Annotated in this window: 10 protein-coding genes and 2 pseudogenes; 4 read left to right on the plus strand and 8 right to left on the minus strand. The window is 68.7% G+C overall.

Translation table 11 applies throughout. The annotated features are described in order from the left end of the window. Positions 1–181: 181 nt before the first annotated feature. Positions 182–1,501, minus strand: a complete 1,320-nt coding sequence (locus tag AD428_RS17180; protein WP_053245987.1) for an MFS transporter — start codon at positions 1,499–1,501, stop codon at positions 182–184. Positions 1,502–1,780: 279 nt separating this feature from the next. On the opposite strand from AD428_RS17180, the gene folE reads away from it, so the two are divergent. Both folE and AD428_RS17190 read left to right on the plus strand, forming a co-directional pair. Then, the gene (gene folE, locus AD428_RS17185; RefSeq protein ID WP_053245988.1) at positions 1,781–2,326 is read left to right on the plus strand and encodes a GTP cyclohydrolase I FolE; all 546 of its coding nucleotides are present in this window, start codon (positions 1,781–1,783) and stop codon (positions 2,324–2,326) included. Between the two features lie 192 nt (positions 2,327–2,518). Beyond that, positions 2,519–3,460 (plus strand): tripartite tricarboxylate transporter substrate binding protein, encoded by a 942-nt coding sequence (locus AD428_RS17190; RefSeq protein WP_053245989.1) that lies wholly within the window; start codon positions 2,519–2,521, stop codon positions 3,458–3,460. Between the two features lie 72 nt (positions 3,461–3,532). On the opposite strand, the pseudogene AD428_RS17195 reads toward AD428_RS17190, so the two are convergent. Then, positions 3,533–3,739: pseudogene (locus tag AD428_RS17195) on the minus strand (RNA methyltransferase); the annotation flags it as partial. Positions 3,740–3,973: 234 nt separating this feature from the next. Then, the gene (locus AD428_RS17200) at positions 3,974–4,876 is read right to left on the minus strand and encodes a MurR/RpiR family transcriptional regulator (RefSeq protein ID WP_053245991.1); all 903 of its coding nucleotides are present in this window, start codon (positions 4,874–4,876) and stop codon (positions 3,974–3,976) included. A 172-nt stretch (positions 4,877–5,048) separates the two neighbouring features. On the opposite strand from AD428_RS17200, the pseudogene AD428_RS17205 reads away from it, so the two are divergent. After that, a pseudogene (locus tag AD428_RS17205) lies at positions 5,049–6,519 on the plus strand (N-acyl-D-amino-acid deacylase family protein). 21 nt (positions 6,520–6,540) lie between these two features. Further along, entirely contained in the window at positions 6,541–7,881 is a 1,341-nt protein-coding gene (locus tag AD428_RS17210; RefSeq protein ID WP_053244838.1) for an aspartate aminotransferase family protein, read from the plus strand. 112 nt (positions 7,882–7,993) lie between these two features. Here the strand turns inward: AD428_RS17210 and AD428_RS17215 are convergent, their stop codons facing one another. From AD428_RS17215 to AD428_RS17235, 5 genes are all read right to left on the minus strand, one after another. After that, positions 7,994–10,291: a RelA/SpoT family protein gene (locus AD428_RS17215; protein ID WP_053245992.1), complete on the minus strand. Its 2,298-nt coding sequence runs from the start codon at positions 10,289–10,291 to the stop codon at positions 7,994–7,996. 22 nt (positions 10,292–10,313) lie between these two features. Next, the gene (rpoZ, locus tag AD428_RS17220) at positions 10,314–10,517 is read right to left on the minus strand and encodes a DNA-directed RNA polymerase subunit omega (RefSeq protein WP_053244837.1); all 204 of its coding nucleotides are present in this window, start codon (positions 10,515–10,517) and stop codon (positions 10,314–10,316) included. 42 nt (positions 10,518–10,559) lie between these two features. Beyond that, on the minus strand, positions 10,560–11,192 hold the full coding sequence (gene gmk, locus AD428_RS17225) for a guanylate kinase (protein WP_082308321.1): 633 nt from the start codon (positions 11,190–11,192) through the stop codon (positions 10,560–10,562). Positions 11,193–11,276: 84 nt separating this feature from the next. Then, positions 11,277–12,188, minus strand: coding sequence for a c-type cytochrome (locus AD428_RS17230; RefSeq protein ID WP_053244836.1), 912 nt, complete (start codon positions 12,186–12,188; stop codon positions 11,277–11,279). Next, positions 12,185–12,494: c-type cytochrome (locus tag AD428_RS17235; RefSeq protein ID WP_152968132.1), on the minus strand; the 310-nt coding region annotated here is incomplete at its 5' end. The genes AD428_RS17235 and AD428_RS17230, both read right to left, overlap by 4 nt.

Here is a 12,494-nt window from a genome sequence, read left to right on the forward strand (position 1 = left end):
TGCGCGCAGCATAGTGGCCAATTGGTAAGGCCACTTTACCCTTTTACCCGGCGCCCATGCCTATCCAGATCRKCGWMCMCCGGCCCTTCCAGGCTGCCGGCCGCCGCCCGCACCCGCGCGAAGGCCGCGTCGAAAGATTGCGTCATTCGGTTCCTCCTGGGCGCGGCGCGCCCGTATCGGCTCACGCCATCAGGCGCCGCGGAATGGCCAGGATGAGCAGAGCCGCCGCCAGCATGAGCGCGGCCAGCACCAGCACCGCCACGGAAATGCTGCCCGACCATTGCTTGACCCCGCCCATCAGAATGGGCCCGATCAGGCCCGCCAGGCTGGCCGCGCTGTTGATCATGGCGATGCCGCCCGCGGCCGCCGTACCCGCCAGCACCCGTCCGGGCAGGCCCCAGAACATGGCCAGCGTGGCCATGAGGCCCGAGATGCCGATCGTCAGGAAGCACATGGCGACGGCGGTGTTGTGCGGCGCCAGCGTACTGGCCCACATGCCGCCCGCCGCCACGAACATCGGCACCGCGCAGTGCCAGCGCCGCTCGCCCGTGCGCTCGGCGTGCGCCGCATTGCGGTTCATGACCACGCAGGCCACGGCGTAGGGAATGGCGGTGAGCAGCGCGATCTCCAGCGTGGATTGCAGGCCGGTGGACTGGATGATGGTGGGCAGCCAGAACACCAGGCCATAGTTGCCGATGTTGAAAAGCAGGCAGATGGCCATCAGCGTCCACAGCACCGGCGACCTGAGCGCAGTGAGAAAGCGGGTGCTTTTCCGGGCGTTCTCGCGGTCCAGCAGCGCCGAGACGGCCTCGGCCTCTTCGGCGCTGAGCCAGCGCGCCTCGCGCGGCGACTCCGGCAGCATGCGCAGCAGCAGCAGGCCCAGCAGCACGGCGGGCAGCGCTTCGATGAGGAACATCCACTGCCAGCCGTCCAGGCCGTGCAGGTCGTGCGTGCCCGCCATCAGCGCGCCCGAGACCGGGCCGCCGAGCACCATGCCCAGCGGCATCGCGAGAAACAGGAGGGACATGATGCGCGACTGCCGGTCCGCCGGATACCACTTGTTGAGGTACATCACCGCGGCGGGGAAGAAGCCGGCTTCGGTCACGCCCAGCAGGAAGCGCGCCGCGTAGAACTCCATGGGCGTGGTGACCAGCATGGTGGCCGCCGACACCAGGCCCCAGAGAATCATGATGGCGGCCATGCAGCGCCGCATGCCCAGCCGGTAGATCAGCAGGCTGCTGGGCACCTGGCAGAGCATGTAGCCCCAGAAAAAGATGCCCGCGCCCACGCCGTAGACCACGTCGCTCAGGCCCAGCGCCTGCTGCATCTGGAGCTTGGCGAAACCCACGTTGACGCGGTCCAGGTAGCTGAAGAAGTAGCACAGCACGATGAACGGCACGATGCGCCGCGTCACCTTGGCGTAGGCGGTGTGCGCCGCCGCGTCGCAGGCCGCCGCCTCGGCCGCCGTGGCGTCCAGCGCCGCCGTGTTGCCTGAATTCATATGCTCGTCCTCCTTTCCCTGATGTCCCGGTGTCCCGGCGTCCCGATGGCTGCCCATGGCGGCCGGCCGCGCCGCAGGCGTGCCGGCCCCTCCCGCGCCCGCGCACGCTCGCGGCGCGGCGAAGGCATGGCCGGATACTAGTTTTTATGAAACAAATGATCTATCAGTAATTACCATGAAACAGTCGATTCAATACGCCGCCGCCGGCGGCATGACGGCCGGCGCGCTGCGGTAGACTTGCATACGCGCGCCCAGGGCGCCCGCAATACAGGAGTCCCCATGTCACTGGAACAGCACTACACCGCCATACTCGAAGCGCTTGGGGAAGACCCCTCCCGCGAAGGCCTGGCGGACACGCCCGCCCGCGCGGCCAAGGCCATGCGCCATCTCTGCCGCGGCTACGGACAGAACCTCGAAGAGATCGTCAATGGCGCCCTCTTCACGTCCGATACGCGTGAAATCGTGCTGGTCAAGAATATCGAGCTCTACTCGCTCTGTGAGCACCACATGCTGCCTTTCATCGGCAAGGCGCACGTGGCCTACCTGCCCAACGGCAAGGTGCTGGGCCTGTCCAAGGTGGCGCGCATCGTCGAGATGTATGCCCGGCGCCTGCAGATCCAGGAAAACCTCAGCCGGCAGGTCGCCGAGGCGGTGCAGCAGGTCACCGACGCGGCCGGCGTGGCGGTAGTCATCGAGGCCCAGCACATGTGCATGATGATGCGCGGCGTCGAGAAGCAGAATTCCTCCATGGTCACCTCGGTCATGCTGGGAGAATTCCATGACAACCCCTCCACCCGCGCCGAATTCCTGAGCCTGATCCGCTGAAGCGGGCGGACGCGCCCCGCAAGAGCCGCCCGGCCTCCGCGCCCGGCGGCTTTTTCGTGGGCGGCGCCCGCCGCCTCTCAGCTTTAAGACTCTTCCGGTTTTCATTCCGGACAGACCGGGCCAGCATGAGTGGTTGATCTCCGACGGCGCTCTCGCGCCGGCATTGGCCCGCCCGCTGCCCCATGAACGTTCTTGCCATCGAACCCGATTCCCGGCTCGGCCAGTTGCTGGCCGCCGACCTGGCCCGMCAAACCCGTACGCATCGTGGTCGGTTTCTCGGCCGGCGGCACCACCGACGTGATTGCCCGCATCTTCGCCAAGGAACTTACCGAGGAGCTGGGGCAGTCGTTCGTGGTCGAGAACAAGCCGGGGGCGGGCAGCAACATCGCCACCGACATGGTGCAGCGCGCGGCTCCCGACGGCTACACGCTGCTGTTCGTGGCGGTGACCAGCGCCATCAACCAGACCCTGTACAAGAACGTCACGTTCGACCTGACCAAGGACTTCACGCCGGTGGCGCTGGGCGCCAAGGTGCCCAATATCCTGGTGGTCAACCCCGGCGTGCCGGTCAAGTCGGTGCAGGAACTGGTCGAATACGCCAAGAAGAACCCCGGCAAGCTCGCGTTCGCTTCATCGGGCAGCGGCACGTCCATCCACATGGCGGGCGAGCTCTTCAAGATGAAGGCGGGCATCGACGTGCTGCACGTGCCCTACAAGGGCAGCGCCCCGGCCGTGACCGACCTGATCGGCGGCCAGGTGCAGTACATGTTCGACAACATGCCCTCGTCGTGGCCGCACGTGCAGAGCGGCAAGCTGCGCGCGCTGGCCGTCACCACCAAGGAGCGCTCCAAGAGCGCGCCCGACGTGCCCACCATGCAGGAATCGGGCTTCCCGGGCTTCGACGTGTCGTCGTGGTTCGGCATGATCGCCCCGGCCGGCACGCCGCCCGAGGTGGTGAACAAGCTCAACGCCGCCATGCAGAAGGCGCTGGACAAGCCCGAAGTGCAGACCAGCTTCGAGAAGCTGGGCGCGGTGGGCGAGAAGACCACGCCGGCGCAGTTCGGCGCGTTCATCAAGAGCGAAGTGGAAGGCTGGGCCCCCGTGGTCAAGGCTTCCGGCGCCCGCGTCGACTGACGACTGCGTCCGCCTCGGCGGGCCGCCCCCGGCGGGCCTCCAGGGCGGCAAATAGGGACGGCTATGCCGTCCCTATTTTTTTACCGATTGCCGGCGCGGCGACAGCATGGCGGTGCACACGCCGCGCATCATGTCCACCTCGTCGCGCGTCAGGCCGGCGCGCGCGAACAGGTGCCGCATGCGCGGCATCAGCTTCTTGGGGTGCGCCAGATCCAGGAACTCCACCCCGACCAGGGCCTGCTCCCAGTGCGCGAGAAAAGCCTGCACGGCCTCGCCGGANCCGCTGGGCGCGGGAATCGGTGATCCTGGAGGGCCGCCGCTACGCGCCGCGCGCCGACGCGGGCCACATGACGCGCCCGGTGTCGCTGGCCGGCCTGCCGGTGGTGGCGGCGCCCTGGCGCCGGGCCCGGGCCTGCCCCTGGGGGTACAAGTGCTCGGGCCGCCGGACGGCGAGGCGCTGTGCCTGCGGGCGGCGCGCGCCCTGCAGGCGCAAGGCCTGTGCCGCAGCCGGGTTCAGCCGTGGCCGGCGGAGGGCAGGTAGGCGCCCGTGCTGTGCAATTGCTCCTCGGCCTGCTCCAGCGCCTTGATGGCGCCCTTGCCCTTCTGGGCCAGCAATTGCTGCACCAGCGCCTCCACCAGCGCCATGCCCGCGGTAACGGACGGGAAGAACGAAGGGCTGTCCACCGAAAATACCAGCGTGCAGTCCGCCTCCAGCGCGATGGGAGCCACCACGCTGTCGCTGAGCGCCACCACCTTGCAGCCCGACTTGCGCGCCGCCTCGGCCACGCGCACGATTTCGCGGGAGTAGGGGGCAAAGCTGATGACGACCACGGCGTCTTTGGGGGCCAGCACGCGCAGGTCCATTTCCAGCGTGCCGCCCTCGCCCCGGATCAGGTGCACGGCGTTGCGGAACAGGCGGTACAGGTAATGAAAGCCGAAGGCCAGCGGATGGCAGGAACGGAACCCGGCCACGTGCACGTGGGGCGCGGCGGCGAGCAGGGCGGCCGCCTGAGGCAGCAGCTGGGCGTTGGCCTGGGCGGTGCGCTCGAGGTTGCCGTGCTGGGCCTGGAACATGGCATCCAGCAGGCGGTCCGAGCCGCTTTCGCGCACCAGTTTCCGGGCGCGCTTGGCGTAGGGCTGCGGCTGCGGGCCGGCGCGAAACGCTTCCACGAACAGTTCGCGCAGGCTCTGCCATCCGTCGAAGCCCAGCGACTGGGCCAGGCGCACCAGCGTGGCGGGCTGCACGCCGGCGTCGGTGGCGATCCGGCGCATGGAGAGCAGTGGCACTTCCTGGGGATGGTCGAGCAGGTAGCGCGCGCCGCCCTGGAACTGGGTGCTCAGGCCGGCGTATTGCTCGCGCAGCAGGGCAAGCAGGGATTCCAGGGTCCGGGGCGGCATGGGGGTAGGCTGCGACATGGTCTGCGGTCGGGGTGGCAAATGTGCAACGATTGTTGCATAAGCCGCCGCGCAATGCATCCGGCGTGTATCATATGTTTTATTGAATCAACTGAAGAAACAAACGTTTCATGAAGCGTTTCCGGCGGGCGTTGCATGCCCCGCGCCGGCCGGCGCAAGAATCGAGGAATCCATGAGCAATCCGAAGCAAGCCCCGCGGCGCCATGCCGATATCCTGTTTCGCGGCGCCACGGTGGTGGATGGCACGGGCGCGCCCCGCCGCACGGCCGACGTCGCGGTCGCGCAAGGCCGCATCCTCGCCGTGGCGAGGCGCTGGACGTCACCGGCGCGCAGGAGGTGGTGCAGGCGCGCGGGCGCGTGCTGGCGCCCGGCTTCATCGACACCCATACGCACGACGACGGCTATCTGCTCGTGCATCGCGGCATGGAACCGAAGATCTCGCAGGGCGTGACCACCGTGGTGACGGGCAATTGCGGCATCAGCGTGGCCCCGCTCGTGCACGACGATCCGCCGCAGCCGCTGGACCTGATGGGGCCGCCGTCGCTGTTTCGCTTCGCCGGCTTCGGCGACTGGCTGCAGGCGCTGCGCGATGCGCCGGCCAACGTGAACGTGGCGCCGCTGGTGGGGCATTCCACATTGCGCGTGAAAACCATGCAAGACCTGTCGCGCCCGGCCACGCCCGCGGAAACGGAGGCCATGCGAGAGGAGGTGGAGCTGGCCATGCAGGCGGGCGCGTTCGGCGTATCCACCGGCACCTTCTATCCGCCCGCGGCGGCCGCCACCGAAGCCGAGATCATCGCCGTGTGCGAGCCCGTGCGCCGGCGCCGGGGCATCTATTCCACGCACCTGCGCGACGAAACCGACGACATCGTGCCTGCCATCGAAGAGGCGCTGCGCATCGGCCGCGCGCTGGACTGCATGGTGGTGTTTTCCCATCACAAGGTGGCGGGCAAGCGCAATTTCGGGCGCTCGCGCGAAACCCTGGGCCTGCTCGGCCAGGCCTCGCGCCTGCAGCCGCTCTGCCTGGACTGCCATCCGTATCCGGCCACTTCCACCATGCTGCGGCTGGACCGCGTGAGCCAAGCCTCGCGCACCATGATCACCTGGTCCAAGGGCTATCCCGAGGCGGGCGGGCGCGATTTCCACGAACTCATGCGGACATTGGGCCTGGACGAGCAGGGCCTGCTCGAAAAGCTGCGGCCGCCGCGGCCATCTATTTCGTCATGGACGAGGGCGACGTGGAGCGCATCGCCAGCTTTCCGCTCACGCTTTTCGGCTCCGACGGGCTGCCTTTCGATCCCCGGCCCCACCCTCGCCAGTGGGGCACCTTTCCCCGTATCCTGGCGCGGATGGTGCGCGAGTCGGGGCTCATGACGCTGGAGCAGGCGGTGCACAAAATGACGGGCCTGGCGGCGCGCCAGTACGGGCTGGCGCAGCGGGGGCGCATCGCGCCGGGCTGCCATGCCGACCTGGTGCTGTTCGACGCCGACCGCGTGCAGGACCGCGCCACGTTCGAGGACCCCATCCAGGTGAGCGCCGGCATCGACGGCGTCTGGGTCAACGGACGGCGGGTCTGGAACGAAGGCCGTGCGCTGCCGGCCTATTCCGGCCAGGTCTTGCGGCGCGCGCCCGACGCCGCCTGAACTGAATCATTGGAGACGACTATGAGCCATGTTTTTCATCGCAACCCCCGCCAAGCGCCGCCCACCGTCGTGGACGGGCAGGGCATGGAGCTGGTGGACAGCGCCGGCAAGCGCTACCTGGACGCCTGCGGCGGCGCGGCGGTGTCTTCGCTGGGACACCGGCACCCCGACGTGATCGAGGCCATCAAGCGCCAGGCCGACGCGCTGGCCTACGCGCACACCTCCTTCTTCACCACCCAGCCGGCCGAAGCGCTCGCCGACCTGCTGGCGGCCAGGGCGCCCGGCGACCTGAACCACGTGTATTTCGTCTCGGGCGGCTCCGAGGCGGTGGAAGCCGCGCTCAAGCTGGCGCGGCAATACTTCGTCGAAACCGGGCAGCCCTCGCGGCGGCATTTCATCGCCCGGCGCCAGAGCTACCACGGCAATACGCTGGGCGCGCTGGCCATCGGCGGCAATGCCTGGCGGCGCGAACCCTTTCTGCCGCTGCTCACGCCCGCCCATCATGTGTCGCCGTGCTTTCCCTACCGCTTCCAGGCCGCGGGCGAAACCGACGCGCAGTACGCAGCGCGGCTGGCCGACGAACTGGAAGCGAAGATCCTGGAGCTGGGGCCCGAGAACGTGGCGGCTTTCGTGGCCGAAACGGTGGTCGGCGCCACGGCGGGCGCGGTGGCGCCCGTGCCCGGCTATTTCCAGCGCATCCGCGCCGTCTGCGACAAGTACGGCGTGCTGCTCGTCCTGGACGAGGTCATGTCCGGCATGGGCCGCACCGGCTATCTGTACGCGTGCGAAGAAGACGGCGTCGCGCCGGACATCATCACCCTGGCCAAGGGGCTGGGGGCGGGCTACCAGCCCATCGGCGCCATGCTTTGCAGCGACCGCATTTACGACGCCATCGTGAGCGGCAGCGGCTTCTTCCAGCACGGCCACACCTACCTGGGCCACGCCATCGCGTGCGCGGCCGCGCTGGAAGTGCAGCGGGTCATCGAACGCGATGGCCTGCTGCAGAACGTGCGGGCGCGCGGCGAGCAATTGCGCGCCCGCCTGAAGGAGGTCCTGGCCGGGCACCCGCACGTGGGAGACGTGCGCGGCAGGGGCCTTTTCGTCGGCGTCGAGTTCGTGGCCGACCGCGCCAGCAAGGCCACGCTGGACCCGGCCCTGAAAACCCACGCGCGCCTCAAGGCGGCCGCCATGCGGCAAGGGCTGCTCGTCTATCCCATGGGCGGCACGGTGGACGGCGCGCGGGGCGACCATGTGCTGTTTGCCCCGCCGTTCATTTGCACTGCGCAGGACGTGGACCGCATCGCCGACCTGTTCGCCGCCTCGGTGGACCAGGTGTTCCCGCGGGCGCGGGCGGCGGCCTGAGCCTGCTGAAACCGGGCGCGATAAGAAAAGCGCTGCCTCGGCAGCGCTTTTTCGATCTGGCCGCCTCGAGGCGGAATGCGGGACGATTTTCTGATCGCGGCGGGCGCCGGCCCTAACCCTTGACGCGCACGATTTTCTGCACTTGCGGCACGTGCCGGATGGCGCGGATGACCTGAGCCAGGTGCTTGCGGCTGTCGACCTGGATGGTCAGGTGCAGGGAGACGGTGGCGACCGCGTCGTCGTGCATGGTGACGTGGATGATGTTGGCGTCGGCTTCCGTGACCTCCGCCGCCAGCCGGCCCAGCACGCCGCGCTCGTTGCGCGTGACGATGTCCAGGCGGGTGGCCAGGTGCTTGGCCGTGTGGGTGTCCCAGGCCACGTTGATCCAGCGTTCCGGCTCGCGCAGGCGCTGCCGCATGGCGACCGGGCAGTCCGCCGTGTGCACCACCAGGCCGTGCCCCATGCGCATGCCGGCGACGATGGGATCGCCGGGCAAGGGGCCGCAGCAGGGGGCGAGCTGCACCGCCTGGCCTTCGTTGCCCTGGATGAGGATGGGCGCGCTGCGCGCGGAAGTGAGCTCGTCCACCGCGGCGGCGGTGGTGGCCACCAACTGGTGCTCGGGCGCGAAGCGGCGCGCCACCACGGCGGCCAGCCGCTTGCCCAGGCCGATGTCGGCCAGGATTTCCTCGCGCGAGCTGGCGCCCGTGCTGCGCGCGAGCTTCTGCCAGGCAGGGTCGTCGGCCGCGGGCAGCGGCATGTGCAGCTCCTGCAGGGCCTGCGCCAGCAGGCGCTCGCCGAAGGCCACCGATTCTTCGTACTTGACCGTGCGCAGGTAGTGCCGGATCTCGGAGCGGGCGCGGCCCGTGCGCACGTAGTTGAGCCACTGCGCGTTGGGCCGCGAGGCGGGCGAGGTGACGATCTCCACCGTGTCGCCGCTGGAAAGCTCGGTGCGCAGCGGCACGAATTCGCCGTTGACCTTGGCGGCCACCGCCTGGTTGCCGATGTCGGTATGGATGGCGTAGGCAAAATCCACGGGCGTGGCGCCCCGCGGAAGGGAGATGATCTTGCCGCGCGGCGTGAACACGTACACCGCGTCGGGGAAGAGATCGACCTTGACGTGCTCGAGGAATTCGCCCGAGTCGCCGGTCTGGCTCTGGATGTCGAGCAGCGACTGCAGCCACTGGTGCGTGCGCTTTTGCAGGTCGTTGAGCGTGAGGTCGGCGCTCTTGTACAGCCAGTGCGAGGCCACGCCTTCCTCGGCTACGTGGTGCATGTCGCGCGTGCGGAACTGGAATTCCACGGGCGTGCCGTACGGCCCCACCAGCGTGGTGTGCAGCGACTGGTAGCCGTTCAGTTTGGGAATGGCGATGTAGTCCTTGAACTTGCCGGGCACGGGCCGGTAGAGCTGGTGCACCGTGCCCAGCGCCAGGTAGCACTCGGGCAGGGTATGCACGATGACCCGGAAGCCGTAGATGTCGAGCACGTCGGAAAACGACTTCTTCTGGTCCACCATCTTGCGGTAGATGCCATAAAGCGTTTTCTCGCGGCCGGTGACCTCGGCCTCGATGCCCGCGGCCGGCAGCGCGGCGCGCACCGCGTCGGCGATCTTGCCGATGACCTCGCGGCGGTTGCCGCGCGCGGCCAGCACGGCCTTGTACAGCACCTGGTAGCGGTTCGGGTACATGGCCGCGAAGCAGAGATCCTGCAGTTCGCGGAACAGCAGGTTCAGCCCCAGGCGGTGCGCGATGGGCGCATAGATTTCCAGCGTTTCGCGGGCGATGCGGCGGCGCTTTTCGGGGCTGACCGCGTCCAGCGTGCGCATGTTGTGCAGGCGGTCGGCCAGCTTGATGAGAATGACGCGCACGTCGCGCGCCATGGCCAGCAGCATCTTGCGAAAGCTCTCGACCTGCTGCTCGGCCTTGGTGGCGAAGTCGAGCCGGTCGAGCTTGGACAGGCCGTCGACGAGCTCGGCGACCTCGGGGCCGAACTTCTCGGCCAGCTCCTGCTTGGCGATGCCCTGGTCTTCCATGACATCGTGCAGCAGCGCCGCCGACAGGGCGTTGACGTCGAGCTTCCAGCCGGCGCAGATCTCGGTGACGGCGATGGGATGGGAGATGTACGGCGCGCCGCTGGCGCGGAACTGGCCCAGATGGGCTTGGTCGGCGAAGCGGTAGGCTTCGCGCACGCGTTCGACGTCTTTCTTGTCGAGATAGCCCGCGATGATTTCGGTCAGCGGGGCCAGCGAAGCCACGGGCGAGGCCGTGGCCTCGGCCACTTCCCGTTCGGCATCGGCGACGGGGAGGGTGGAGGCGGTCTTGTTCTTCTTGCCGCCGCGGCGTCCCAGGCGGGACCCCGCGCGCAGCGCGGCAAGCAGGCCGGATGAGGCGTACTTCAGCCCGGGAAAAGCCATGCTTGCCGCCTCCCTGGGAAGATCAGGTCGGAACCTTGCGCAGCATTTCCGTGCCGGTGAGGCCCGCCGCGATTTCGCGCAGCGCCGTGACCGTGGGCTTGTCCTTGCTGTCCAGGCGCGGGGCATGGCCCTGCGCCAGCTCGCGGGCGCGATAGGTGGCGGCCAGCGTGAGCTTGAAACGGTTGGGGATCTGAGTCAGACAGTCTTCGACGGTAATGCGAGCCATTAGGACACCTGGTGCTGATGGATGAAGAGGGAACGAACCGCCTCAGTGCCCGGCCGGGATGCCAAGCTGGGCGAACAGTTGGGCGTGGCGCACGGCCTGAGACGAAAAACGCAGCCTTGCGGCGCTGACGATTTGGGTCAGTTCCGACAAGGCCACGCTAAATTCTTGATTAATAATAACATATTCGCATTCCGGCGCGTGCGCGATTTCGCCGCCGGCCGCCATCAGGCGGCGCGCGATTACTTGCGGGGCGTCCTGGCCGCGGGCCTTGAGGCGGTTCTCGAGCTCGTCGATGGACGGCGGCAGCACGAAGATGCCGATGGCGGCCGGATAGCGCTGCTTGACCTGGCGCGCGCCCTGCCAGTCGATTTCCAGCAGCACGTCGCGCCCCCCGCGCGTGGCTTCGTCGATGGGGTCGCGCGGCGTGCCGTAGAAATTGCCGTGGACCTCGGCCCACTCCAGCAGGCGCTGCTCTTCGCGCAGGCGCTGGAACTCCTCCACCGTGACGAAACGGTATTCGCGGCCGTCCGCTTCGCCCGGGCGCGGCGCCCGCGTGGTGCAGGAAACCGACAGCATGATGGACGGATCCTGCTGCAGCAGCGCGCGCACCAGGCTGGACTTGCCGGCGCCGCTGGGCGCGACGACCATGAAGACGTTACCGGAGGAGGAAGACATGAATGCGACGGGGTGTGATGCCAAGAACGGAAGAATAGCAAATCGCGGGACGCCGCAGGGTCGGGCGTCCCGCCTGGCGGTCGTTCAGCCCCCGGCCTGTTCCTGGCGCAGCGAGCCGCCGGGCGGCGGGGCGTCGCTGCCCAGCAGGTGTCCGTTGACCTCTTTGCCGTAAAGCGAATCGTCCGAGTCGTGGTGCTTGGCGCGCGTGGCCTGCACCGACTCCTTGAAACGCGGATCCTGCGGCCGCTCGTGAGCGTTCATGAAATACGCCACATCCCAGGCTTCCTGGTCGCTCAGCATGCCGGCCTGGCCCAGGGGCATGTTGGCCTTGATGAACCCGGCGGCATTGCCGATCTGGTGCATGCCGGCGCCCCAGTTGAAGGAGTCCGGGCCCCAGAGCGCGGGAAAGACCCAGTGCCGGCCGTGTTTCTGGCCCTGGCCCTGCTCGCCGTGGCAGACCGCGCAGTACTGCGCGTAGACCGCCTTGCCGCGCACGTAATCGGCCGGCTGGGGCGGCGGCGGCAGCTTGCGGTAGCCCTGGCCCTGCAGCTTCACGCCGGTGGGAGCCTTGCTGGCGAGCCAGAACATATAGGTCTGCAGCGCCGTGAGCGTGGGATCGTCCGCCGGCGGCGGCTTGCCGTTCATGCTGAAGCGGAAACAGCCCTGCAGGCGCTCGGCCAGCGTGTTCACGTGGCCGTTCTTGGCGCGGTAGGCGGGATAGACCACGTAGGCCGCCCACATGGGCGCGGAATCGGGGCGCCGGCCGGCGTCCAGGTGGCAACTGGCGCAGGTGAGGTTGTTGCCGACGAACTTCGACGCCATCTGCGGCGTGTGCAGGAAAATCTGCTCGCCCTGGCGCACTGCCTTGCCGAATTCGTTGTCGGGAATGGACGACTCCGGGGGCGGTGTGAATACCGGGGGCGCGTCGGCGGCGAGCGCGGAAGCGGCGGCGCCGGCCGCGGCCAGGACCAGGAAACGGAGACGGGCGCGGATCATTGCTGGGCTCCCTGGGTTTGCCGGGCGGCCGCCTGGGGCAGGCCGGCGTAATAGGCGGCGACGGCGTCGATTTCGGCGTCGGTGAGGCGGGTAGCGACTGCGGGCATCAGGCCGAGCGGGCCGGGCGGCCGCTGCCCCTGGCGCCAGGCGCGCAGCTGGCCGGCGACGTAGGCGGCCTGCTGGCCGGCCAGGCTGGGGAAACTCTCGCCCACGCCTATGCCCCCGGGGCCGTGGCACTGGTTACAGGCCGGAACGTTCTTCTGCCAGTTGCCGCGGGTGGCGAGCCAGGCGCCGGGGTCGTCGGGG

The organism is Achromobacter sp. DMS1 (assembly GCF_001270295.1).